Here is a 24,336-nt window from a genome sequence, read left to right on the forward strand (position 1 = left end):
CCCGGCAATCAGTTGAGAAGTTTGTGGAACGCGGCTTCGTTCGATTGGCCGAACCCCTGAAGTTCGGCGCGCCACGTGGTGAAATCGTCTCTCAGGGCAAGACGACCGTTTTCGTATTTGATCAAACGAATAGGCAGGGAGGCCTTCAGGCCCAACTTGGCACGTTCGCGTTCAAGAACACGGCCCACGCCCGAGATAAATCCGCCCTCTTGCGGGCTGAGTTCTGCAATAACAGAGCCTGTTTTGTCCTTCACGACCGCAGCGCCAGACATTTCAGAGAAGATCATGATCTCACGTTCCTGAGCCACTGCCAGTTCGGGTGGCATGGCCTCAAGCGGACGGTCGGTTAGGGTAGCATAGGATACTACGGCCAAAACAATCAGAACCAGCACCAACATAGCGCGCAGCAATGCTACGGGGATCATCTCTTTGTCGCGCGTGATTAACTCCTGCTGGCTCATTCTTGTTTTCCCTATTCTGCGGCAACGGCAATGCCCGGTTGCGCGATCTCGACCTGCATTTGCACCGCTTGTCCAAGAATGTTTGCAACATGCTCAGCATCAGGAATGCAGCGCAGAGCGGGTTGGGCCGGGTTCATTTTCCATGGACGGACATGGGGCCAGCAGGTCAGGTAGCTAAGCTTCGTCGCGCCGTCATCGATCAGATGCAACGCAATTGACCCCGTTCCACCGCGCCGCAAGTCAAGATCGGCAGACCCAATCCAACGATATGGCAGGTTCAACGTGACTGTCAGCGCCGCCCCAATGCGCATTGCAACGCGTTTATTGGTGATCGTGTAAACCGTTGTCAGCGCCTGTGTCACAGCAATCAGAACAAGCAGCCCACAGGTTATCAGACCAAGGATCAGAAACGGCACTGCACCCCAAAGCGACGGGCCAAGATCAAGAAAATCTGACAATGCGACAGACCGCCATGCCGCAAGCAGGGCGAAATACCCCATAACCCAGTAGATATTCAGGCTCTCTTTGGCCAAAGCCCACCAGTTCGGACGACCCTGCCAAAGGATCTTCTCACCTTCGGGGGAAGCTCTGGCAAGCCTTCTATGGGTTCTATGGAAAAATCGTCATGGGGCATATCTATATCCTTAAAGCTGAGGCTCCTGACGTTCTTTTGAGGCGTAGATCAAACCGCCGGAATAATATCCGCAGATCTTGTCTTCCTCGAGCAGCGTCACCTGGTTTCCGGACTTCGTGCGCGGCACATTTGCGAAATGCTTGCCAAAGATCGTCTTCACCTGCACGCGGTCGGATTTGATCTTGGCCAAAGGCATAGGGATCAGACGTTTGCCGCCACCGTGGGCCGCGTCAAGCTCGACCTCAAGGTAGCGCACCAGTTGCTCCGGCTCATCCACCCACATATCCGAGATCACACCGACAATTTCATTGTCCCCTGCCATGACAGGCAGGCCACGGGGGTCACGCCCTGCGGCGACAGCAAAGCTATCAAGCCCCGCCATTGGAACGATCTTTGGATGGCCATGCCCATCAAGCTCAGGCACATCACGGCGCGGAGCCCAGGACGCAGGGCCGACACCGTCAATCATTGGATCACCGGTAGGCTCAAGCGGGAAACCATTCGCTGCATTCGTGCGTTTCAGCGCAACATCGCGACGTTCTGGCTGAAGATCGGGCACAGTGACCTCGCCCCGTCCATGGGGCAACTTGAATGTCTTTGGTGACGGAACCGGGAACGGTCCCTGATTGGCTGCGGGCTTCCCGTCATCATCTTCAAGCGGGTAGCCCTCGCGCATATTTTCTGTTTGCAGGTAGTAAATCAAAAGCGCGAAGAAGGCCCAGAACAGCCAAAGGCTGAGGGATGCGAGATCGAAATTACCAAAGAATGGGTCAACCATTTTATCCTCCGAAGGTCTTTAAGTCGGGAAATCCGCAAGCCCGATCTTGCGGTTCTCCTGTGTGGTAAGACGCCCGGTCCGCACCAGCGGACCAAGTGCAATGAGCGTTACGAAAAGCAACGCGATTTCGATGTGGTAAACGACAGAATAGCCGGTGGCATTTGACGCCATCGCTTCGCCAAGCGCTCCTTGCAGCGCTGCAGCATTGGTCAGATCGCGCACAGTCCCGCCGATGGCGACCCCAAGCCCCGCGGCAGTCGCCTGCGCGGCCCCCCAAGCGCCAAGGGCAAGACCACGCCCGGCGATACCAGCGGCTGGCATAGTCATGGCGGCAGTCAGCGTCGCAACCGAGAAGATGCCACCGCCAAAGCCAATAACTGTAGCACCAATGAAAAACAGAACAGGCGAAACCATAGGCCCCGCAAATATAACTGCGCAAAAGGCGATTACGCCGGCCAGCAAACCGCGCCCCGCCATACGGAAAGGATCCATTCCGATGGAAAGCCATTTTGCGGAAAGCGCGAAACCAATCAGCGCCCCAACAGACCACATTGCCGTCAAAAGTGTCGTCGCACTGACCGACAGGCCTAGGATTTCACCGCCATATGGTTCCAGCAGAACATCTTGCATGTTGAAACCAAGTGTTCCGATAGCGACCACAGCGATCAGACGACCTGCCTGCCCACCAGCGGCAAAATCGGCCCACGCATCGGCGAATTTCGGGCGTGGAGCTGCGCGGTCTTCTGCGCTCATCGGGCTCATCTGCTCCTGCTTCCAAAGCGCCACCGTATTGAGCACGATGGTCACAACGGCTGTGCCCTGAACCACTTGGATCAAACGGATATTTCCGAAGTCGCGCAGAAGATAGCCAACTATAGCAGCAGACAGCCCCATTCCGATCAGGAACATCACATAAAGCAGCGCAACAACACGGGGGCGCGTTTCATCCGTGGCGCGATCTGCAGCCAACGCAAGACCCGCGGTTTGGGTCATGTGCATACCAAGGCCAGTCATCAGAAACGCAAGCGCAGCCAGAACTTCGCCCGCGAAAGGAACGTCATGAACATTGTCGCCACCAAGCACCAGCAAGCTCATCGGCATAATGGCAAGGCCACCCATTTGCCAAAGCGTCCCAAACCACAGATACGGAATGCGCTTCCACCCGATGGCAGACCGATAGGTGTCTGATCGGAACCCAAGCAGCGCCCGGAACGGCGCAATCAGAACTGGCAACGCGATCATGATGGCCACAAGGAAAGCCGGAACCGAAAGCTCGACGATCATCACCCGGTTCAACGTCCCAAGCAGCATAACCGCCGCCATACCTACCGACACCTGAAACAGCGACAGACGCAGCAGTTGGCGCATCGGCAGATCGGCACTCGCCGCATCTGCGAAAGGCAACATTTTCAGCGTAAACTTGGTCAGGGGGTGCTGGCTCATAGGGCACCTCCGAAACGATAGGCGGTCGAATGGTAAAACCCAGAATTGACCGTGCCGACCTCTTGCAAACCATCAATGCCAAGGCTGCATAAGTTATGCGGGACCATCACTGGTGAGCGATCCTTGCGTGGAAACAGTTTCCCGATCCGCCACATCGCCATCAACAACGGTGTCCGAGGCGCAAGGGTGAAAATCATCGCGCCACCCAGTCGAGGCGCAAAACTGGTCAAAGCAGGACCGATATCACTGGCGCCGTAGTAAATCATGCTGTCCATCGCCAGCGCGTGGTCGAAGACGCCAAGCTCCGGATCAAACATATCGCCCGTTTTAAAATTGATCTTCGCATGAAGGTGATCTGGACAGCGGTTTGCCGCAATCTCGATAAGCGAAGGCGAAATATCGATGGCCACCACCTGCGCCCCCCGCTTCGCCAACTCAACAGCCATTGCCCCTGTTCCACAACCTGCATCCAGAACGCGTGCACCCGCCAGATCATCAGGTAACGCATCTAGCATCATCACCCGCATCTGATCACGTCCTGCCCGCACGGTCGCACGGATCCCTGACACAGGCGCATCAGAGGTCAGGCGCTCCCAGGTTTTGGTTGCGGTACTGTCGAAATAGGTCTCGACCCGTTCGCGTGTGCGAAGATATGCGGGGCTTGCTATCATTCAATCAAATCCAAGCAGCTCAAAAATATCGCGGTCAGGCAAAGGCGCTGGCGCAAGAGGTTCAGTGCCGTTCCAAAGTGTCTCGGCAAGGCGGATATATTCCTTGCGGACCTGTACGATTTCCTCGTCATCGGGCATCTCGAACAGGGTCTTTTTCTTCAGACGCGATCGCCGGATCGCGTCGAGATCAGGCATATGAGCCACGCGGTTGAAACCGACCGTTTTACAGTAACGATCCACCTCATCAGTCTCGCGGGACCGGTTCGCAACACAGCCCGCCAGCCGCACTTTGTAATTTTTGGATTTGGCCTGCACAGCCGCGATGATCCGGTTCATCGCATAGATCGAGTCGAAATCATTCGCCGTAACAATCAGCGCCCGGTCAGCATGCTGTAGCGGCGCGGCAAAACCACCACAAACCACATCGCCAAGAACATCGAAAATAACGACATCGGTATCTTCCAGCATGTGATGTTGTTTCAGCAGTTTCACGGTCTGACCGACAACATAACCACCACATCCTGTGCCAGCAGGTGGCCCACCCGCCTCGACACATTTCACACCGTTGAAACCTTCATGGACGAAATCTTCCGGGCGTAGCTCCTCGGCATGGAAATCTACCTCTTTCAACGTGTCGATAACGGTCGGAACAAGACTGCCCGTCAGAGTAAATGTGCTGTCATGCTTCGGATCGCAGCCGATCTGAAGGACACGTTTGCCAAGCATCGAAAAAGCGGCTGAAAGGTTGGACGATGTCGTCGATTTTCCAATCCCGCCTTTACCATAGACACTGAAGACCTTCGCGCCCTCGATCCGGGCGTCATCATGGACCTGCAAAGATCCCTCGCCGTCACCGACCAGATCAGGGATATTGTCTTTGGGGCTCATCAGAGCCTCCTTTCATCTGTAACGCAGCTTATTCGGCTGCCATTCCAACGCCTTCCATTGCGTCTTCTAGTTCATCAGCTCCGGCCTGAAGCGCATCAAGGGTCGCGTCATCAGGGCTCCAATAGTTGCGCTCATGCGCTTCGATCAGCCGGTTCGCCATACGAACCGATGCCTGCGGATTCAGATCAGCCAACCGTTTGCGCATCATCTCATCCAGAACAAAGGTTTCAGACAGGCGCTGATAGACCCATGGCTCCACCTCCCCTGTTGTGGCGGACCAGCCCATTGTATTGGTGATATGGCTCTCGATAGCGCGGACACCTTCATGACCATGCTTCAACATGCCTTCGTAGAATTTCGGGTTGAGCGCGCGACTGCGGGTTTCAAGCGCGACCTGTTCCTGCAGGGTCCGCACCTTGCTGCCACCACGGGTCTGATCACCGATATAAACGGGCGCGGATTTACCTTTGGCCCGTTTGACAGCGCGGGAAATGCCACCAAGCGTATCGAAATAGTGGTCCACCGTTGTGACGCCAAGCTCTACCGACTCAAGGTTCTGATAGGCAAGGTCGACGTCCTTAAGTGCTTTTTGCAAAAGCGCCGCATTCGGTGCAGGTTTGCCATTCACGCCATAGGCAAAACTCTTGCGGGCCTGATAGGCGTCGGCAAGCTCATCCTCATCGCCGAATGCGGAACTATCGACAAGCTGATTAACATTGGACCCGTAGGCCCCTTCGGCATTCGAGAAAACACGCAAAGCAGCGGTTTGCATATCAACGCCCATCTCTTTGGCATAGGCAAGCGCATGGGCGCGGATGAAATTTTGCTCTAACGGTTCGTCCGCTATTGCCGCCTTGTAAGCGGCTTCGGCAAGCATTCGGGTCTGCAATGGCAGAAGATCACGGAAAATGCCCGAAAGGGTCATGATAACGTCGATCCGGGGGCGACCGAGTTTTTCGAGTGGAACAAGATCAGCACCCGAAAGACGGCCAAAGCTATCAAAGCGCGGTGTCGCACCCAGCAACGCAAGGGCCTGCGCGATAGGGCCGCCGTCAGATTTGATATTGTCAGATCCCCAAAGGACCAACGCAACGGTGCGAGGCATAGATTTATGCGTTTTAAGCAATTCCAAAGCCTGTTTTGCACCATCCTGCATAGCAAAGACCGTTGGCATGCGGAACGGATCAAATGCATGGATATTGCGCCCGGTCGGCAAGACATCAGGGCTGCGAATGAGATCACCACCGGGAACCGGAGCTATGTAGCGTCCATCCAAGGCGCGCATAAGCGCGGGCAGTTCATGATCCTGCTGCAAGATGGCATCAATGCTTGTACGGGTATCCGGGTCCGTCTCGGTCATGATACGCATATATTCGGCGCGGGCTTCTTTGCTCAGCGTTTGCCCAACAACATGCAGCCCGTCTGTGATCAGCGCATCTTCAGTTTCGAGCAATTTCAGCCAAAGCGTCTTAGGGTCAGCCCCGCCCATATCCACAGCCTCGGCTTGCGTCGCAATCAGAACTTCAAGCTCTGCCCGGTCAGCGGCATCCGGGGTAAGGCTGCGCCAGCGTGTCAGGCTGTCTTTCAACTCTAAAAGCCCTTTATAGAGACCGGATGTCGCCAAAGGCGGCGTCATATGCGTGACGGTAATTGCATTCGAGCGACGCTTTGCAAGCGTCGCCTCGGATGGATTGTTGGACGCATAGAGATAAATATTCGGCATCTCGCCAATCAGCCGGTCGGGCCAGTCACTTGCGCCCATACCAACCTGACGTCCAGGCATGAATTCCAGCGCGCCGTGCATACCGAAATGCAGCAGAACATCGGCGCGAAACTGGGTCTTGAGCCAAAGATAAAAGGTCGCAAAGGCATGGGTCGGGGCAAACCCTTTCTCAAACAGAAGACGCATCGGATCGCCCTCATAGCCAAAAGCCGGCTGAACCCCGATAAATACATTGCCAATCTGCGCGCCAAGTATGAACACGCCGCGGCCATCAGATTGCACCTTGCCAGGCGCAGGCCCCCAAGCACGTTCAATCTCATTCAGCCAAGGGGTTTGCTGCACGATCTGGTCAGCAGAAACATGATCGGCGACGTTTGCCTCGGTTCCGAATTGCGCCTGATTGCCGCTCAGGATCAGACTGCGCAACTCATCAACGGTTTTGGGCGGCGTAACGTCATAACCCTCGGCCTGCAAACGATGCAGCGTGTTGTGCAGGCTCTCAAACACGCTGAGATACGCTGCAGTGCCAATGGCACCAGCATTAGGTGGGAAGCCAAAAAGGACGATGCCAACCTTGCGCGCGGCCCGGTCGGACCGGCGCAGATGTGCAAGCTTCGCGACCTTGGCGACCAGCGCGTCAATCCGCTCGTAACAGGGGGCCATGGCACGGTGGTCGTCGGTTTTCTGGCAATTACGGTCACAGCCGGTACAGACGCTATCCCCGTGACGGCCAGCAAACATGGTGGGATTGGTCGCACCATCGATCTCGGGCAGCGCGATCAGCATTGTGGTCTCAACAGGCCCCAGCCCGCCAGAACTGTTGCCCCATTGATCAAGTGTCTGAAATTCCAGCGGATGTGCAGCAACGTAAGGCACATCAAGATCAGACAGCACTTCGACGGCGGCATCGCTGTCGTTATAGGCCGGACCCCCGATCAGCGAGAACCCGGTCAGAGATACCAGCGCATCGATATGACCTTTGTGATAGGCGTCAATGGCAGGGCGGCCATCAAGCCCACCTGCGAAGGCAGGAATAACCCGGATACTCTGCGCCTCGAAACTGCGGATAACCTGATCATAATGTGCGGTGTCAGAGGCAAGAATGTAGGAACGCAACATCAGCAAACCAACTGTTGCGACTGGTTGTGCCGGACCCGGAAGGTCTGAAAGGTCGGTACAAATCTGTTCTGACAGGTCAGGGTGATAAAGGCCAACATCGGGGTAGTCGATCGGAGCCAGTGCCTCGGTTTTGTGCCAAGCCTTTTCGTGTGAATAACGCGACACCAAAAACCGGATCATATGCTCGACATTGTCGTCCGATCCTCCAAGCCAGTACTGCATGGTCAGAAACCACGCGCGCAGATCCTGCGCCTTACCAGGGATGAATTTCAGGATCTTCGGCAAGCGGCGCAGCATTTTCATTTGCTTCTCGCCAGAGCCAGCTGACGGTTTAGCCGTTCCGCGTAGCTTTTTTAACAAGGCCATCGCGCCGGAAGCCGGTTTGGACATATCCAGATCACCCATGCGGGTCAATTTCACAACGTCCCCATCAGCGACCATGCCAATCATTGCATCGCAATGATCCCGACGCGCCATCAGATCAGGCAGGATAGCTTTTACGTGCTCCTCAAGAAACAGAAGGTTCGCAATGACAATATCACCATGGCGCACAGCATCGCGTGCGGCATCAAGCGCTACGGGGTTTTCGCCCCATTCAGCGGCAGCATGAACTGTTACACTGAGGCCGGGAAAATCAGCAAACAGACGATCACTGACCCGCGAGGCAGGCCCGGCAGCATGGGCATCCAGCGTCACAATCACAACGCGGTAGCCGATATGATCACTGCTATCGCGCATAGTGAGCCTTCGCCTCATAGAGAGTTTCGACAGAGATTTCGGTGACGCCCTGTTCGCACGCGAATTTCTCGGTATTTTTGCGGGCCTTTCCGCGGACAAAAAACGGGATCTTTTTCAGCTCACGCTCAGCTTCAGAAAGCCATGTGACAACGTCAGAGACGGGTTTTTCCGGTTCAGCGGCACGCGCAACGGCCTTGCCGCCATGGTGGGAGGCACCAGCATCATCGTGAAACTCAAAATCTTCACGGAACATATGCAACAGGTGCTCTTCCAACCCCATGACAAGCGGATGGACCCATGTGTCGAAGATGACATTCGCACCCTCATACCCGACCTGTGGCGAATAGCGCGCCGGGAAATCCTGCACATGCACGGGTGCAGAGATTACAGCGCAGGGGATACCAAGGCGTTTGCCTATATGGCGCTCCATTTGCGTACCAAGGATCATCTCGGGCGCAAGCGTTTCAATAGCGCGCTCAACCGCAAGGTAGTCATCGGTAATAAGCGCTTCGACCCCATATTCCTTGGCAAGTGCGCGAATATCACGGGCAAATTCGCGGTTATAACACCCCAGACCCACGACCTCGAAGCCCATCTCGTCGCGTGCTATACGCGCAGCAGCTTTGACATGCGTTGCGTCACCAAACAGGAAAACACGTTTGCCGGTCAGATAGGTGCTATCGACCGAAGCCGAGTACCACGGCAGGCGCAATCGCGCGTCATCCGGCGTGCCTGTCGCACCGAAGGCTTGCACCTCGGCAATGAAATCACGCGTGGCACCAACGCCAATTGGAACCGTCTTGGTATAGGGTTGGCCCATCTCCCGCTCAAGCCAACGGCAGGCGGTCTCGCATGTCTCAGGGTAGAGCATGACATTGAAGTGCGCCGCCCCAAGGCGCGCGATATCTGCGGGCGTTGCATTGAACGGGGCGATGACATTGACGTCCACACCAAGTTCAAAAAGTAGTCCGGACAGCTCTTCTATATCATCGCGGTGGCGAAAGCCCAGCGCGGTTGGGCCAAGAATGTTACAGGACAGCCTAGCGGTTCTCTCAACAGGTTTCACAAGGGCGCGCGTGATCTGGAAGAAAGTCTCATCCGCGCCGAAATTTTCCTTGCGCTGATAGGATGGCAGCTCCAGCGGGATCACAGGGATCGGCAGGCCCATCGTTTCAGCAAGGCCACCGGGATCGTCCTGTATCAACTCAGCCGTGCAAGAGGCACCGACGATAATCGCCTCCGGTTGGAACCGCGTGAAAGCGTCACGGCACGCATCTTTGAACAAATGCGCCGTATCAGCACCCAGATCACGGGCCTGAAATGTGGTGTAGGTAACAGGTGGGCGATGATTGCGCCGTTCTATCATGGTGAACAAAAGATCGGCGTAAGTATCACCTTGTGGTGCATGCAGGACGTAGTGCAGGCCCTTCATCGCGGTTGCGACGCGCATTGCGCCGACATGAGGTGGACCTTCATATGTCCAGACGGTCAGCTTCATGACAGCAGCGCCTTACGACGAAGGGGCCGCGAGAACAGGCCAGCAAGATCACCTGCCTGTTCGTAGAAATGGACGGGGGTGAAGACCAACTCAATAGCCCATTTCGTCGTCAGGCCATCAGCCTCAAGCGGGTTGGCAAGGCCCAAACCGCAAACCGTCAGATCAGGGCGAACAGCGCGGCAACGGTCTAGCTGCTTGTCTACGTCCTGACCTTCGGAAAGCGTCTCTGCGTCAAGCATATCCATATCAGGGCCGACGAGGCCCTTGTGAATGTAGGGCGCACCAACTTCAAGCGCGTGCATACCGCATTCACGGGTCAGGAAGCGGGCAAGGGGCAGCTCTAGCTGGCTATCGGGGAAGAAGAAGATCGACTTGCCTGTAAGGTCTTTGGCATGGGCAGCGACAGCTTTGCGCGCACGGGCGCGCGGGGCTTCAGTGACGCGATCAAAAGTCGCGTCATCTACACCAAATGCACTGGCGATGGCGCGCAGCCAGAGGGTTGTCCCCTCTTCGCCGAACGGGAATGGTGCCGCGATATGGGACGCGCCGCGACGGATCAGTGCGGCGGCCGTATCACCAAGAAACGGCTGAAGCAGTACAAATCTTGTATTCGGCCCGACATGCGGCATAGCATCTGCGCGCCCTGCGGGAAGCACAGTCACAGGCCCAACACCAAGGTCAGACAAAAGCTTCAGCGCCTGATCTTCCACCACATCGGGCAGCGCGCCCACCAGCAGAAGCTCCTGCGCGTCAGTTTCAGGCAGAACGGGAACCATCGCCTCCAAACATGCGTCTTCGCCCTGCGTAAACGTCGTCTCAATGCCGGAACCGGAATAATTCAGCACCCGGACATGGGGCGCATGGACTTTTGTCAGACGTTCTGCCGCACGCGACAGATCGATTTTGATAACCTCGGACGGGCAAGACCCGACAAGGAACAACTGCTTGATATCGGGGCGGCGCTCCAGAAGGCGGGCAACCTCACGATCCAGCTCGTCGTGGGCATCAGCAAGACCTGCCAGGTCAGCTTCTTCCAGAATAGCCGTGCCAAAACGCGGCTCGGCGAAAATCATCACACCTGCGGCAGATTGCAGAAGATGTGCGCATGTGCGCGACCCAACAACCAGAAAAAACGCGTCCTGCATCTTGCGGTGTAGCCATATGATCCCGGTCAGACCACAAAAAACCTCGCGCTGGCCGCGTTCTTTCAGGACCGGTGCGTCGCGACACCCACCTTGCGTGATATGGGTCTGCTTGTTCATGCTGCCTCTAGGCGCGCGGCGCGCAGTTTCAAAAGAAATTGCGTCGCGTTGATTGCATAGGTCCCATAGGCCGCAAGCGCGATTATCATTTGCGTCGTCGGAGACAATCCAGAGAACAGCGCCCAAAGATAGGCCGTATGTAGCGCAATGACGATGAAACTGAACACATCTTCCCAGAAGAAGGCCGGTGCCAACAGATATTGACCAAAGACGATCTTCTCCCAGATCGCGCCAGTGATCATGATCGCGTATAGGAATGCGGTCTTGATCAGGATCGAGGCTGTCGCTGCCTCATACCCAGTGCCGGTTGCCATATATTGCACCACAAGGAACAGGGAAATTGCAAAGGCTACAAACTGCAACGGTGCAAGAATTCCCTGCACGATTGTCCAGTGCGTTGCATCACGTTTAGCACGCTGTTCTGCCGTGTAGAGCGGCTGGTGGCGAGCTGTTTTACCCATGAAATGAGATTCTCCGATTCCCTGACAGCCTCGTTGGTATTGATTAAGGCTACTTCCCGGAATGCCAATGTGTCAATTATAACTTACACAATTAAAGCTTACATCACGATTTCATACACATACTAATAAGAAATAACTTGCATAATTCCTGAGTGAATTAGAGGTGTGTTCTTCAAAGTTTACACATTTTATTTCAGCGCTTTTGACAAGTTGACACTCTTGGCGCATAGTGTCGTTGCGAACACGTGATTATTAATCGCGGCGGCAATGCAGATGTTGTTATTGAAACATTTGTCTGGCGAGGGGGAGAAATGGCGAAAGACAACAACACGGTTATTCGCGCTACCAGCACTTGCAGCTCTGACGATGTGACCGGCCTTGCCACCAAGGCGCTGGAACTTGTGATGGCTCAGTGTTCGCAGACAACCAGCCAGAACTATAATGACAAAATTGTATATCTCAGCAAAGCATTCATGGACGATGATCCGGACACCCGGCGCATCGCAATAGCAGAACTTTTTGCGAACGGCATAACCGCCGATGACTTTATCACAACCTATGCAGCCGACATGGCTTGCCATATCGGCGCGTTGTGGGAAGATAACAAGATCAGCTTTGCGACTGTTACAATCGGCGTTGCCCGCATTCAGGAAACCGTTCGCGGTCTGGCGGCCCGACGGGCTGACTTTGACGCGACGCGTGAACGGTCAGAAATACTGATGGCGATACCGATGGCAGAGGATCATCTGCTCGGTGGCTTTATCGCCTCTGAAAAGTTTCAGAATCTCGGCTGTTATGTGCGCCTTGCGCTTGGCTTGCCAGATAATGAAATCGTTAACCTCATACGCAACAAGAATTATGAAATGATCTGCATATCAATCTCAAGCAGTAGAACATTGGGCGCCGCAGCAGATTTGATAACCGAGATCAGAAACCATGTCCCACGTGTTGTGCAAATTGCCATTGGCGGGGCGGTGACACATCTGGAAATGGATGTTGCGCATATAACAGGTGCCGACATTGTAACGTCTGACCCGTCCAAAGCTCTAAAGGAATGCGGGATTGATGCCGCTATTTTGACGCATTAACGTGTCATCTTTACTAGTGTATAGTATACTGTACACTGTGTTGTAAGGTTGAGCAGGTATAAAGTATGAATTCGAATGATCATAGTTTCTGGGCAAGTCCGCGGCACCCGCAGATTGCGCCTGAGCATTTCAATGAAATCGTCGCGACTGCTGCTGATCTTGCCATTGTCGTCACGATGGATGGCCGGGTGGAAACCATTGTCGTAAACCCGCTTAACCAGACCATGGGCAAACTTGACCATTGGATTAACCGTGACCTCAAAGATTTCCTTGCTGAGGACAGTGTAACACGGTTCGAAAAACTGCTTGCAAATTATCGCAATGGCATCCTCGTGACCAGTAATGAGATCGAGATCAACCATTTCGATAATGTAAACTGGGAATACCCGCTCCGCTACAGTTTTCACCCGACAGGGACCGAAAACACGATGTTGATGCTGGGCCGCGATATGCGCCCCATCGCAGAGCTCCAGCAACGCCTTGTCAAAGCGCAACTGGCGCTTGAAAAAGATTATGAGAATAGGCGCGACTATGAAACGCGGTATCGCGTTGTCATGGAATCAACGCAGGATGCGCTCATCATGATTGACGCCAAAACTGGGCGTGTTGCCGACGTGAACTCTGCAGCGGCTGCAATTTTAGGGACCGATGCAGACACGCTGCCCGGCACATTGCTGGCGAATGAGTTCGATACAAATCGCAAAGCGATGTTTCTTGATCAATTGATGGATACGGCTGTCCGCGACGGGATGGCGGCAGTCACATTGAAAACCAAACGCGGCCAGAAGGATGTGGCGCTCTACCCCACCCTGTTCCGGGCTGCGGGCGACCGAACGCTGCTATGTCGTCTGGAAACAGGGGAAGCGGGTAATAGTGTTGCTGCCGAGTTTTCCGACAGCCTACGCATCCTGTTCCGTAATGGTGCGGATGCAATGATCTTCACTGACGAGAGCGGACATATTCAGACCACCAATGACGCGTTTCTAAACCTGTGTGATGCCGCGCTTTTAACGGACGTCAAAGGGTGTTCTCTTGCGGATTTCATGGCGCGCGGCAATGTAGATCTGAAAGTCCTTTTGGAAAATACTGCCCGCAACGGAAAGATGCGGATGTACGCCACCAAATTGACCGGGCGACATGGGCAGGAAACCCAAGTTGAAATCTCGGTGACGCAGTTGAATGACCGGCCGAAAAGTGGGTTCGCTTTCGTTATCCGCGACACCTCACGATCTGATATGCTGCGTGATACACCTGCGCAGAGTGACACCGGTGATGTGAAGAACGTCGTGGATCTGGTTGGGGCATCCCCTCTGAAAGACATCGTCGCGGCTTCTACCGATGTCATCGAAAAGATGTGTATCGAAACAGCGGTGGAGCTGACCGGAAACAATCGCGTTGCCGCTGCTGAAATGCTGGGGCTGAGTCGGCAGAGCCTTTATGTCAAACTGCGGAAATACGGCATTCTCGACAAAAAAGGCTAAGGCTGCGCAGGCCCGAAAACCTACCTTTATTACAAAACTGAAGTAAATCTGTTATGATCTGTTTGGATCGATGCATCATTTTATGCTCAGTGTGGACCTATTCCGGCCCCGCTTCTTTCCAGTTTTGTTAGACCAGAAAAGGACGCTGCCAAATGCACCGCAAGGACATCGTAAACGACCCAGAGCATGGGAATAAAGCCGAAGCTTTCGAAGCTTTCGACGACATTCCGACCAACCCGAATCTAGGCAATACAATTGGTGACGTAATCAACCGCCGCTACGGCAGACGCGATATTCTGCGGGGCGCATTAGGCGTTTCTGCTGCAACCGCTCTTTTCGGAACATCAGCAATGATTGCGCCGCATCAAGCCGCTGCAAGCACGGCAGAGAGCCGTTACAAATTCGAAGAGCTGACTTGGGGCAATGATGAAACCCACCATATTGCGGATGGATACGATGCCGATGTCCTTCTGCGCTGGGGCGATCCGATTACAGCCGATGCGCCAGAGTTCGATCCACAGAACCAGACCGCTGAAGCACAACTCAAGCAGTTCGGCTATAACAACGACTATGTTGGCTTTGCCGAGCTGGAGCCCGGTCGCGGCCTGCTTTGTGTCAATCACGAATACACCAATGAAGAGGTTATGTTCCCCGGCTTGGGCCGTCAGGACAAGGCTGACTTCACCGGCATGACAAAAGAGATTGTCGACATCGAAATGGCGGCTCATGGTGGTACAATCGTTGAGATTGCCAAAGGCGATAACGGCAAATGGTCCGTTGTTCGGGATGGCCAATACAATCGCCGGGTGACGCCTCTGAACACGGAGATGACCTTTGACGGCCCTGCCGCTGGTCATGACCGGCTTAAAACCAGCGCTGATCCCGATGGCATGGCGGTCATGGGCACCATCAATAATTGCGCAGGCGGGATGACACCTTGGGGCACTTACCTGATGGCCGAAGAAAACTTCCACGGCTATTTCTGGACTGACATACTAAACGAAGATGGCGATCCGGTGGGTGATATCGAGGCGCCGCATTATGCATCGAACAAACGCTATGGCGTACCCGGCAACTGGTACGCCTGGGGTAAGTTTTATGATGCATGGAACCTGGACAAAGAGCCAAATGGCGCGAACCGTTATGGCTGGATTGTCGAAGTTGACCCGACCGATCCAGACGCAGCACCCGTCAAGCACACAGCCCTTGGTCGTTTCCGCCACGAAGGATGCGAGACAACCATCAGTGCCGATAATCGCCTCGTAGTTTATTCAGGTGACGACAACCGCTTCGACTACACCTATAAATTCGTCTCGGCTGGCACGATTGGGGACGACAAGGCCGCCAATATGCAGCTGATGTCCGAGGGGACGCTCTACGTTGCCAAGTTCAATGATGACGGCTCTCTCGACTGGATGCCATTGGTTCATGGCGAAGGCCCGTTAACCGCAGAGAACGGTTTCAACAGCCAGGCCGATGTCATGATCGATACTCGCCTTGCAGCGGATCTTCTGGGCGCAACTCCGATGGACCGGCCCGAAGATGTGCAACCGCGCGGGGATGGCACGACCTATGTCATGCTGACCAACAATACGAAGCGGACATCCGATCAGCTGAATGCTGCAAACCCACGGCCTGAATCCTCGTTCGGTCACATCATCGAGATCAAAGAAGACGGCGGTGACCATGCTGCGACCAAAGGGACATGGGACATCCTTGTGAAATGCGGCGATCCTGGTGTTGCTGAGGTCGGCGCACAGTGGAACCCGGAAACCAGCGAGAACGGTTGGTTCGGCTCGCCTGATAACTGCGCCATCGATACGGATGGGCGGCTTTGGGTTTCGACCGATCAGGGCAGCAGCTGGGGGAAAACCGGTAAATCCGATGGTCTGTACGCTGTGGAAACCGAAGGTGACCTGCGCGGCCACTCCAAGCTGTTCTTCCGTTGCCCTACGGGCGGAGAGCTATGCGGCCCATATTTTGCCGACAATTCGGAAACGCTGTTTTTGGCAGTTCAGCACCCTGGCACAGACGGCACCAAAGACCTGAAAGGGTTTGAAAGGGATTCCACTTTCGAAGACCCAGCCACTCGGTGGCCTGACTTCGCCGATAACATGCCCCCACGCCCATCGGTGGTTGTTGTCACAAAACAGGGCGGTGGCAAAATCGCCGTGTAGGCTAAGACGTCAATAATAACGAGAAGCCCTGGCACACGTGCCGGGGCTTTCCATTTTGCAACACTCTTTTAAAAGGAATGTACTGCAAGAGGCGAGATGTCTGGTTATTTATCAACTCCTATGGTTCAGTCCTTACGCTCACGAAGGGGGAAACTTTGAATGCTTAAACGACGCCATATTTTAACAACTGCACTTTGCGCACCATTTATCGGCGCAACATCTTCACTTGCCAGAGAAGGCTGGGTTCTGCCCGAGGAATACAAGCCCAAGATCATCAAACTTGCTGGCGATTATCCGGCAGGCGAAATCCATGTTGATCCGGCGCGGTTCGCGCTCTACTGGACCCTCGAAGAAGGCAAGGCCATTCAATATACAGTCGGCATCGGTCGGGGCAATCTGTATGAAAGCGGCACGTTCAGTATCGGTGCCAAGAAAGAGTGGCCAAGCTGGACCCCGACACAAGACATGATCGAGCGCGAACCAGGCCAATATAAACGCTTCGAAGATGGTATGCCCGGTGGCCCCGGCAACCCTTTGGGCGCCCGCGCGCTTTACCTGTTCACGCCTGAACGTGGCGATACATTCCTGCGCATCCACGGTACGCCGAAACCTTGGACCATTGCCTCTGCCGTTTCAAACGGCTGTGTGCGTCTGACCAATTCGCACATCGGGCATCTCTACAATCAGGTACAGATCGGCGCGAAGGCGGTTTTGCATTAAGCCATCGCCATCCGGCGAATACGGCTCAGGACTGCCTTGGCGTCGTCCGACACTGTACCCTGACGTCCACATAGCGACCGGATCGCATCCGCGCTTGTGTGCAGCAGTTCCGGTCCGCCCAATTGGCCAACACGTGTGGCAAGTTTGCGCAATGTCTCGTCCGGATTGCCTTGTCCGGACAGCCAATGGCCGAACATAACGATCTCTTCAGCGTCTTTCAGACTGACATCGAAATGCTTTCGAATCTGTGAGTAGATTGCATTGGAGGCAGTATCGCTCCACTCATAATCCTGCTTCAGCGTCGACGCGATCAGCGCCGAGACCGCAAGAACCTGATCTTCCAGACAATCAACCGGATGAACCCCCGGGCGCTGTTTGTAGGTGTTCTTCCATACGCTTTGCTGTCTGGCGTCTCTTGCAACGGGACGTGTCGTCGTCGATGGACTGCTTTGATACCAGATAGTACCAGCAACAAGCCCGAATATCAGCAGAACCAGAAATTGCATGGACACCTCCCCGTCTGAACGTGCAGTCGAAGGTGGAACCGGAGATGGGCAATAATCGGGCAGTATAAGGGAAAAGGTTTGCTGATGACGCCGCGATCGACATCGCAGCGCCACAAAGGTTAAGCGGGTAGCTTGGTCTTACGCAGGTAAGGCAACACGGTTTCGAACTCACCAAACTTGGCTTTTGCGTCTGCATCGCTGAGTGTGGCCGGTATGATTACGTCATCGCCCACATTCCAGTTTGCAGGCGTTGCAACGCCCTGCCCAACTGATGTTTGCAACCCATCCAAAGCCCGTAGCACTTCTGCAAAATTGCGCCCAACGGTCATCGGGTATGTCATCGACAATTTCAACTGCTTGTCCGGCCCAATAATAAACACCGACCGTACAGTGGCGCTGTCATTTGGTGTGCGCCCATCGGGCAAGTAGGCCTCGGCAGGCAGCATGTCGAAGGCTTTCGAGACCTCAAGGCCCTCATCCGCGATAATCGGAAAGCCAGCCGTTGTGCCGGCAACTTTCTCGATATCGCCCTTCCACTTCTTATGGTCTTCGACACCGTCAACCGAGACACCGATCACTTTGGTGCCACGCTTGGCCCATTCATCCGCCAATTGCGCCACGGCACCGAACTCTGTGGTGCAGACCGGCGTGAAGTCTTTCGGGTGGGAAAACAGGATCGCCCAGTTATCGCCGATCCATTCATGCAAACCGAACGTCCCCTGATCCGTTGTAACGGTCAGGTCAGGAATAGTGTCATTGATGCGCAGTCCCATAGGGTATCCTTTCATACGAGTCGCTCATGCCAATTCTAACCTGCTCAGCGCAGAGGGACCACGCATTCCAGCGGCTTTCTGCAAAGATTAGCCCAAGGCGCGAACTTCGCTCTCAGCCGCCTCTACTGCCAGCTTGATGTCGGCCTGCGTGGTGCGGTGATTTACAATAGCCGCCCGCAGGCAGGATCGTCCATCAACCAGAGTGGTCGAAAATACTGCCATGCCTTGCAATTGAAGCTTTGCGGCAATCTGACCCGGATCACCACGGTCTGGCCAAAAACAGCACAGGTTTGACACAACGGGGCGCGCAAGGGTCAAAACGTCGGATGCCTCGACCAACTGCCCCATCAAAGCCGCTTGCCTGCAATTATCCGTGACCGAGGCCCCCAACGCATCCGTGCCGCAGGCTTGCACAGTCGTCCAGACTTTCAGCGCCCGAAATCCGCGCGACAGCTCTAGCCCGTAGTCGCAAAACCATAGATCACCGCCGGCCAATCCATCGGATTGGGACGCAAGATAAGAGGGACGTTCTGCAAATGTCTGACGATGCAAGTCCCGATCCGAGATAAGACAGGCCCCGCAATCATAGGGCACAGACATCCATTTATGGAAATCACAGGCGATAGAATTGGCCTGCCCGATACCTTTTGGCAAATCACACCAGGGCGCATCGGCAAGTAAAGTCCAGAATCCAAAGGCCGCATCCACATGAAACCAGATATCTTCTGCCTGACAAAAAGCGCCGATCTGATCAAGCGGATCAAACACGCCCAGATTGACGGACCCGGCTGTGCCCACCACAGCCAGAGGCACAATATCTGCCGCGCGGTCCCGTGTCACGGCGACCTGCAAGGCCGTCAAATCCATACGCCCATCAGCGGCAACGGGAATAGTCCGCAAAGCCTGCGCGCCATGGCCCAAAACCTCCAGCGCCTTCGAGATACACGAATGTCCCCCTTCGACAATATAGACCGCCATATCCGGAATAACCTTAAGGCCTTTCTTGCGAATATCCTGTCCAAACAGCCGCATCCGTGCGGCAGAAAGTGCAAGTATCGTGGCCTGTGACGTGCCCGTCGTCAGAATGCCGAAAGCTGTCTCGGGCAGACCGCTAAGCTGGCATAGCCAGTTGATCACGGCACGCTCGACCTCGGCAGCGCCATGATCGCGCCCACCACAATTGCTGTTCATGGTCGCTGCGACCATTTCAGCCCCAACAGCAACGGGCAGCCCCGTGCCGTGGACCCAGCCAAAGAAGCGTGGATGCGTGTTGCCTGTCGCGTAAGGCATGATTTCGCCCGTCAGTCGGTCAAAGACCTGCCCCGCATCCTGTGCCGACGCCACATCATCAAGTGCCATACGCGCACCCATATCCTCAGGTTTGGGCTGCCAAGGTAAATCTCGTGCGTGTTGCATTCGAGACAAGCATTGATCGAGAAGCGCGTGCATCTGACTACCAAACGCGTCCCAATCTTCCGGGTCTAGTCTGTGACCTTCCTCAGCCATGAAGATATGCCCCCTTGTCTATCTGTCCGGGCGACTAAGCCGGGTCAGCCAGCCAAGGTCAACCGCATCACCCCAGATAATCCTGCCGCCCGACCGAGACATAGCCAGTAAACCCAGCACGTTTAGCGTCCTTGGCGGAATAGATATTGCGCAGATCAGCCAATCGCGGATGCGCCATCTTGCGAGCCAGTTTCTTGAGATCCAGAGCCCGATACTCGTTCCATTCCGTCAGGATCACCAAAACATCCGCATTCTGCGCAGCCTTATAGGGATCCTCCAGCCAGCTGACGCCGGGCAGCAAGTCCTTGCCTTCCCGCATACCTTGCGGGTCAACAACACGAACCTTTGCCCCACCACCAACCAGCGCAGGCACAATGGTCAACGACGGCGCTTCACGCATGTCATCGGTATTCGGCTTAAACGTCACCCCAAGCACTGCGACGATCTTGCCATTGAAACTGCCCTCACACAGATCGCGCAGTTTCTCGATCATCCGCGTTTTGATGTTTTCATTTACCCGGATCACCGTCTCGGTAATTTGCATCGGCACAGCATGTTCCTGCCCGATACGCGCCAGAGCGCTTGTATCTTTCGGAAAGCAAGACCCGCCATAGCCTGGCCCTGCGTGCAAAAACTTGTTGCCGATCCGACCGTCCAGCCCCATGCCTTTCGACACTTGTTTGATATCCGCGCCGGTTCGTTCACACAGAGCTGCAATCTCGTTTATGAATGTGACCTTGGTCGCCAGAAACGCGTTGGCCGCATATTTGATCATCTCGGCGCTTTCCAAATCAGTCAGAAGAATCGGAAAATCCCGTAGATAGAGCGGGCGATAAATATCCTGCATTACCTGCGCAGCCCGGTCTGATTGCACGCCAACCACAACCCGGTCCGGCTTCATGAAATCGTCAATCGCAGCCCCTTCACGCAGGAATTCCGGGTTGGACGACACGTCAAACTCAAGCTCTGGCGCGGCCTTTCGGATGACCTGCTTAACTTGCCGGTTCGTTCCAAGGGGCACCGTAGATTTGGTGACAACCACCGTATAGCCAGTCACAGCCTTGGCGATATCTTCGGCAGCGGCATAGACATAGCTTAGATCAGCATGACCATCGCCACGCCGAGTGGGGGTGCCGACTGCAATGAAAACAGCATCCGCCCCGTCAACAGCCGCGCCAAGATCAGTTGTGAATGTCAGCCGCCCGGCCGCCACGTTCTTGGCCATTAGGTCGCTCAGCCCCGGCTCATAGATCGGGATCACACCATCCTGCAGCTGGTCTATCTTGGCCGGGTCTTTATCAACGCAAATGACATCATGACCGAAATCCGAGAAACACACGCCAGAGACCAGTCCTACATAGCCCGCGCCAATCATCGCGATTTTCATATGACGGCCCTTTCCAAGTCTCTCATAGGGTTGGTGGATCTCTACCAGCCCTGTTTATGAAAATAGTTTGGTGAATACCAAGTTAAAACGTGACCAAGGGTTTGACGCCTGCGCAGCAAATGCCCTGTCTCACCGTTTGATCTGAGGGAGAGACCCGCCAGAGCTGCGACCTAACTGCTCCCCTATGCTGGCTGGTGCCTTGGGATCGACGGACAGAAACCGGGATTCCGGATTGCTTGCCGCCAAACGGTTCAGCAAAGCGTCCAGAGCTGGCCCCAGAGACCTTTCATGACCGTTCCAAACACCGCCAGAAGACATGATGGACGAAATTTTTGGCCCCGCAGTTGTCATAACGAACACTGGTGCACCAGAGGATCCGAAATCCGTATCGCATGTATAGAACAACACGTCTGCGCGGGTCTGTACCATCTGGCAACCATCCTCAAGCGACGGCACGCTTGCCCGCCCGCGGGCATAGGATACGACAATTACCCGGTCCCGTTCGCGCGGTTTGTAATGCCGTTCAAAAGGTTTGATGTCAGGATCATTGATCGGCTCTTCCAGCTCGATCAAGGCCACATCTGTCGCAATACGGGCAAGCGAGTTGCGCCCTCGATATTTATAGTCATCGTGAACTGCCAGCCGACGCCCCCTGCGTATGGCCGCCGCATTGCCATTCCTGTATCCAGCCTTGAATGTCATATCGCCCGCCTTGCGCAGCTTGCCGGTTCGCCGGTCATAGACACAATGTGCCGCCGTCAAAACCAGCCGGGGACCGATCAGCGCAGCCGTGCAAAACCCGCCGCTTTCCATATCCAACCGGCCAACCGCTTGCCACGCACGCACTGCGTCATCCGTCTCAAGCGGCGTGTGCGGCCCATCCTGCGCCCAGCTCGGAGCACCCAACAACATCAGAAGGCAGGTCAAGACATTCAACACTGATTTCATCTTAATGGCCCTTGCTACCAGCAACCTGAGCAGCTTCCACATGATACCCATCCACATGTGCCTCAATCACTTTACGCAGACTCGCTACATCACGGGATTTCAGGCCATTTTGCAACTGTTGTAATACCTGAGCCATTTCGATCTCGGACAGACTGCTTTCTTGCGCACAGAGAATTTTCTTATGGGGCGTTGGCTGCATGTCATCGCCGATCAATAGCTCTTCATAAAGTTTCTCACCGGGGCGCAGACCGACTGTCTTGATCTCGATATCGCCTTCGGGATTGTTTTTATCAAGCACATACAACCCGGACATCTGGACCATCCGCACAGCTAAATCACGGATCAGCACCGGCTCGCCCATATCCAATACAAATACCTCACCGCCTGCTGCATAAGCCCCGGCCAGCAACACAAGGCGCGCAGCTTCGGGGATTGTCATAAAATACCTGGTTATATCGTCATGGGTCAGGGTCACAGGTCCGCCTGCGGCAATCTGTTCCTGAAATAACGGAATGACCGAGCCCGAGGATCCAAGCACATTGCCAAAGCGCACCATGGCAAATTTCGTCTCAGGCGCGCGGGTCTGAATGTCTTGCACCACTAATTCTGCCAGCCGTTTGGTCGCACCCATGATATTAGTCGGGCGCACGGCTTTGTCGGTTGAAACCAGAATGAACCGCTCCACCTCTGCATCACGGGCCGCTTCGGCTACAGCCTTTGTTCCAAAGACATTATTCCGAATACCCTCGATCTCATTCTCTTCTACTAAAGGAACATGCTTGTAGGCAGCGGCGTGCAGAATGATATTCGTTTCCGCCTCTGCAAGAACCGCGTCTAGCAAACTGCGATCCGTGACCGAGCCTAAACGGGTAACAAGGTCTATATTCCGCGCCTCGGCGATAGCACGTAATTCGCGGTCAATTTGATAGAGGGCAAATTCATTTTGCTCATACAGAACCAGCCGGGTCGGCTTACAGCTCAGGATTTGTCGGCAAAGTTCCGACCCGATGGACCCACCCGCGCCAGTAACCAATATAGATCGCCCGGCATACGCATCGGCCACTTGCGGGATATCCAGATCAACCTTGTCCCGGCCCAGCAGCATATCCGGCGTGATATTCTGTAAGCTTTCCGCTAAGCCGCGCCCATCAATCATTTCATTCAACGAGGGAAGCGCGCGAATTTCGCATCCAATATCCGCAAGGCTCTCCAGACGGCTGCGACGCACGGATTCAGAAACAGACGGCAAGGCCAGCAAGACCTGACTGATCCGGCCTTTTTGCACCATTTCCTCAAGAACTTTGCGGGAATGGACCCGCAAGCCGGACACGGTCATTCCCTGCAATGTCGGGTTATCATCCACAAACATAACCGGGCGCAGTTCACGGTCACGCCGCAAGGATGCAACAAGCTGCACCCCCGCCGATCCCGCACCATAGACCGCAACCGGGATATGTATCCCGTCGCGTTGTGACAGACGTGACAGAATGGCAAGCCCGCCCATGCGTATCCCTACATGGCTTAGCAAGAACAGCGGCCCGAAGATAAGAGGAATAGATCGCGGCCCGTCCAGTTTTAGCATATAGCTGCAGAAAATCGCGGTCCCCATTAAAGCCAACGTCGCCAATACACTGCGACGCAGATCATGTATTCCGAACGCGATCAATTTAATGCGGTGCAGATTTGCAAGCAGAAAGATAGGAACCGCTACAAGCGTCAGAAGTGGAAACAGCCAGAAAGACTGCTGAATATGTAAAAGCGGGTAAGGCTGCCCAAATCGCAGAGCAAATGCGCAGTATAATGTCAGGGGCACAAGGGCCGTATCACAGATCAATACCACAATGCGTTTGACGGACCGTGGTAAACCGACCAGCAAACTGTACATACGCAACCCTTTCAACACACAACAAAAGCTTGAAGCAAAACCTACTTAAAACGCCAATCTGTTGATATCTTATCATAAAAGAGCGCTGAAAATGAGACCTCACGAAATTTTGTGATGTGACTGTGTTGTATAAAATCCTGGCGCTCAACCTTAATGACGCATTGCCTGAAACTGTGATAGAAGGCTCTG

The 24,336-nt window shown here is 54.7% G+C and carries 20 protein-coding genes; 4 read left to right on the forward strand and 16 right to left on the reverse strand.

Annotation, left to right across the window (positions count from 1 at the left end):
• Window positions 1-8 precede the first annotated feature (8 nt).
• The 10 genes from puhC to bchF form a co-directional block, all read right to left on the reverse strand.
• Entirely contained in the window at window positions 9-461 is a 453-nt protein-coding gene (gene puhC, locus ACZ1HF_RS11030) for a photosynthetic complex assembly protein PuhC (RefSeq protein ID WP_472657546.1), read from the reverse strand.
• Window positions 462-472: 11 nt separating this feature from the next.
• Window positions 473-1,027 (reverse strand): photosynthetic complex putative assembly protein PuhB, encoded by a 555-nt coding sequence (gene puhB / locus ACZ1HF_RS11035; protein ID WP_472659035.1) that lies wholly within the window; start codon window positions 1,025-1,027, stop codon window positions 473-475.
• Between the two features lie 78 nt (window positions 1,028-1,105).
• Entirely contained in the window at window positions 1,106-1,873 is a 768-nt protein-coding gene (puhA, locus tag ACZ1HF_RS11040) for a photosynthetic reaction center subunit H (RefSeq protein WP_472657547.1), read from the reverse strand.
• A gap of 18 nt (window positions 1,874-1,891) precedes the next feature.
• The gene (locus ACZ1HF_RS11045; protein ID WP_472657548.1) at window positions 1,892-3,316 is read right to left on the reverse strand and encodes a PucC family protein; all 1,425 of its coding nucleotides are present in this window, start codon (window positions 3,314-3,316) and stop codon (window positions 1,892-1,894) included.
• Entirely contained in the window at window positions 3,313-3,987 is a 675-nt protein-coding gene (gene bchM / locus ACZ1HF_RS11050; protein WP_472657549.1) for a magnesium protoporphyrin IX methyltransferase, read from the reverse strand. Before bchM ends, ACZ1HF_RS11045 begins: the two co-directional genes overlap by 4 nt.
• Window positions 3,988-4,875 (reverse strand): ferredoxin:protochlorophyllide reductase (ATP-dependent) iron-sulfur ATP-binding protein, encoded by an 888-nt coding sequence (gene bchL / locus ACZ1HF_RS11055; protein WP_472657550.1) that lies wholly within the window; start codon window positions 4,873-4,875, stop codon window positions 3,988-3,990. It abuts the gene before it with no gap.
• Window positions 4,876-4,903: 28 nt separating this feature from the next.
• The gene (locus ACZ1HF_RS11060; protein ID WP_472657552.1) at window positions 4,904-8,455 is read right to left on the reverse strand and encodes a magnesium chelatase subunit H; all 3,552 of its coding nucleotides are present in this window, start codon (window positions 8,453-8,455) and stop codon (window positions 4,904-4,906) included.
• Entirely contained in the window at window positions 8,445-9,953 is a 1,509-nt protein-coding gene (gene bchB, locus ACZ1HF_RS11065) for a ferredoxin:protochlorophyllide reductase (ATP-dependent) subunit B (protein WP_472657553.1), read from the reverse strand. Before bchB ends, ACZ1HF_RS11060 begins: the two co-directional genes overlap by 11 nt.
• The gene (locus ACZ1HF_RS11070; protein ID WP_472657554.1) at window positions 9,950-11,215 is read right to left on the reverse strand and encodes a ferredoxin:protochlorophyllide reductase (ATP-dependent) subunit N; all 1,266 of its coding nucleotides are present in this window, start codon (window positions 11,213-11,215) and stop codon (window positions 9,950-9,952) included. Before ACZ1HF_RS11070 ends, bchB begins: the two co-directional genes overlap by 4 nt.
• On the reverse strand, window positions 11,212-11,676 hold the full coding sequence (bchF, locus tag ACZ1HF_RS11075; protein ID WP_472657555.1) for a 2-vinyl bacteriochlorophyllide hydratase: 465 nt from the start codon (window positions 11,674-11,676) through the stop codon (window positions 11,212-11,214). Before bchF ends, ACZ1HF_RS11070 begins: the two co-directional genes overlap by 4 nt.
• A 311-nt stretch (window positions 11,677-11,987) precedes the next feature.
• Here bchF and ACZ1HF_RS11080 point away from each other — a divergent pair, with 311 nt between their 5' ends.
• The 4 genes from ACZ1HF_RS11080 to ACZ1HF_RS11095 all read left to right on the forward strand — a co-directional run bounded on the left by ACZ1HF_RS11080 (window position 11,988) and on the right by ACZ1HF_RS11095 (window position 17,142).
• Entirely contained in the window at window positions 11,988-12,764 is a 777-nt protein-coding gene (locus ACZ1HF_RS11080; RefSeq protein WP_472657556.1) for a hypothetical protein, read from the forward strand.
• 65 nt (window positions 12,765-12,829) lie between these two features.
• A complete protein-coding gene (gene ppsR / locus ACZ1HF_RS11085) occupies window positions 12,830-14,245 on the forward strand; it encodes a transcriptional regulator PpsR (RefSeq protein WP_472657557.1) in 1,416 nt (471 codons plus the stop codon).
• Window positions 14,246-14,397: 152 nt separating this feature from the next.
• A complete protein-coding gene (locus ACZ1HF_RS11090) occupies window positions 14,398-16,422 on the forward strand; it encodes a PhoX family protein (RefSeq protein ID WP_472657558.1) in 2,025 nt (674 codons plus the stop codon).
• A 159-nt stretch (window positions 16,423-16,581) separates the two neighbouring features.
• Window positions 16,582-17,142 (forward strand): L,D-transpeptidase, encoded by a 561-nt coding sequence (locus ACZ1HF_RS11095; RefSeq protein WP_472657559.1) that lies wholly within the window; start codon window positions 16,582-16,584, stop codon window positions 17,140-17,142.
• Here the strand turns inward: ACZ1HF_RS11095 and ACZ1HF_RS11100 are convergent.
• From ACZ1HF_RS11100 to ACZ1HF_RS11125, 6 genes are all read right to left on the reverse strand, one after another.
• Window positions 17,139-17,648, reverse strand: a complete 510-nt coding sequence (locus ACZ1HF_RS11100; RefSeq protein WP_472657560.1) for a hypothetical protein — start codon at window positions 17,646-17,648, stop codon at window positions 17,139-17,141. The genes ACZ1HF_RS11095 and ACZ1HF_RS11100 overlap by 4 nt on opposite strands.
• A gap of 119 nt (window positions 17,649-17,767) precedes the next feature.
• On the reverse strand, window positions 17,768-18,421 hold the full coding sequence (locus tag ACZ1HF_RS11105; protein WP_472657561.1) for a peroxiredoxin: 654 nt from the start codon (window positions 18,419-18,421) through the stop codon (window positions 17,768-17,770).
• A gap of 87 nt (window positions 18,422-18,508) precedes the next feature.
• A complete protein-coding gene (locus ACZ1HF_RS11110) occupies window positions 18,509-19,927 on the reverse strand; it encodes a pyridoxal phosphate-dependent decarboxylase family protein (protein ID WP_472657562.1) in 1,419 nt (472 codons plus the stop codon).
• 67 nt (window positions 19,928-19,994) lie between these two features.
• A complete protein-coding gene (locus ACZ1HF_RS11115) occupies window positions 19,995-21,314 on the reverse strand; it encodes a UDP-glucose dehydrogenase family protein (RefSeq protein WP_472657563.1) in 1,320 nt (439 codons plus the stop codon).
• Window positions 21,315-21,443: 129 nt separating this feature from the next.
• Window positions 21,444-22,262: a trypsin-like serine peptidase gene (locus tag ACZ1HF_RS11120; protein WP_472657564.1), complete on the reverse strand. Its 819-nt coding sequence runs from the start codon at window positions 22,260-22,262 to the stop codon at window positions 21,444-21,446.
• Window position 22,263: 1 nt separating this feature from the next.
• Window positions 22,264-24,147: a polysaccharide biosynthesis protein gene (locus ACZ1HF_RS11125; protein ID WP_472657565.1), complete on the reverse strand. Its 1,884-nt coding sequence runs from the start codon at window positions 24,145-24,147 to the stop codon at window positions 22,264-22,266.
• Window positions 24,148-24,336: the final 189 nt, after the last annotated feature.

Source organism: Litoreibacter sp. GN1-5 (assembly GCF_055693805.1).

What these genes read in the sequence shown, in the direction of transcription:
- ACZ1HF_RS11090 (WP_472657558.1), top strand. Translation starts at nt 14,398, where the DNA reads ATGCACCGCAAGGACATCGTAAACGACCCAGAGCATGGGAATAAAGCC.
- ACZ1HF_RS11120 (WP_472657564.1), bottom strand. Translation starts at nt 22,262, where the DNA reads ATGAAATCAGTGTTGAATGTCTTGACCTGCCTTCTGATGTTGTTGGGT.
- ACZ1HF_RS11105 (WP_472657561.1), bottom strand. Translation starts at nt 18,421, where the DNA reads ATGGGACTGCGCATCAATGACACTATTCCTGACCTGACCGTTACAACG.
- bchF (WP_472657555.1), bottom strand. Translation starts at nt 11,676, where the DNA reads ATGGGTAAAACAGCTCGCCACCAGCCGCTCTACACGGCAGAACAGCGT.
- ACZ1HF_RS11100 (WP_472657560.1), bottom strand. Translation starts at nt 17,648, where the DNA reads ATGCAATTTCTGGTTCTGCTGATATTCGGGCTTGTTGCTGGTACTATC.
- ppsR (WP_472657557.1), top strand. Translation starts at nt 12,830, where the DNA reads ATGAATTCGAATGATCATAGTTTCTGGGCAAGTCCGCGGCACCCGCAG.
- puhA (WP_472657547.1), bottom strand. Translation starts at nt 1,873, where the DNA reads ATGGTTGACCCATTCTTTGGTAATTTCGATCTCGCATCCCTCAGCCTT.
- ACZ1HF_RS11070 (WP_472657554.1), bottom strand. Translation starts at nt 11,215, where the DNA reads ATGAACAAGCAGACCCATATCACGCAAGGTGGGTGTCGCGACGCACCG.
- ACZ1HF_RS11125 (WP_472657565.1), bottom strand. Translation starts at nt 24,147, where the DNA reads ATGTACAGTTTGCTGGTCGGTTTACCACGGTCCGTCAAACGCATTGTG.
- puhC (WP_472657546.1), bottom strand. Translation starts at nt 461, where the DNA reads ATGAGCCAGCAGGAGTTAATCACGCGCGACAAAGAGATGATCCCCGTA.
- bchM (WP_472657549.1), bottom strand. Translation starts at nt 3,987, where the DNA reads ATGATAGCAAGCCCCGCATATCTTCGCACACGCGAACGGGTCGAGACC.
- ACZ1HF_RS11080 (WP_472657556.1), top strand. Translation starts at nt 11,988, where the DNA reads ATGGCGAAAGACAACAACACGGTTATTCGCGCTACCAGCACTTGCAGC.
- ACZ1HF_RS11045 (WP_472657548.1), bottom strand. Translation starts at nt 3,316, where the DNA reads ATGAGCCAGCACCCCCTGACCAAGTTTACGCTGAAAATGTTGCCTTTC.
- ACZ1HF_RS11115 (WP_472657563.1), bottom strand. Translation starts at nt 21,314, where the DNA reads ATGAAAATCGCGATGATTGGCGCGGGCTATGTAGGACTGGTCTCTGGC.
- ACZ1HF_RS11110 (WP_472657562.1), bottom strand. Translation starts at nt 19,927, where the DNA reads ATGGCTGAGGAAGGTCACAGACTAGACCCGGAAGATTGGGACGCGTTT.
- bchL (WP_472657550.1), bottom strand. Translation starts at nt 4,875, where the DNA reads ATGAGCCCCAAAGACAATATCCCTGATCTGGTCGGTGACGGCGAGGGA.
- ACZ1HF_RS11095 (WP_472657559.1), top strand. Translation starts at nt 16,582, where the DNA reads ATGCTTAAACGACGCCATATTTTAACAACTGCACTTTGCGCACCATTT.
- bchB (WP_472657553.1), bottom strand. Translation starts at nt 9,953, where the DNA reads ATGAAGCTGACCGTCTGGACATATGAAGGTCCACCTCATGTCGGCGCA.
- ACZ1HF_RS11060 (WP_472657552.1), bottom strand. Translation starts at nt 8,455, where the DNA reads ATGCGCGATAGCAGTGATCATATCGGCTACCGCGTTGTGATTGTGACG.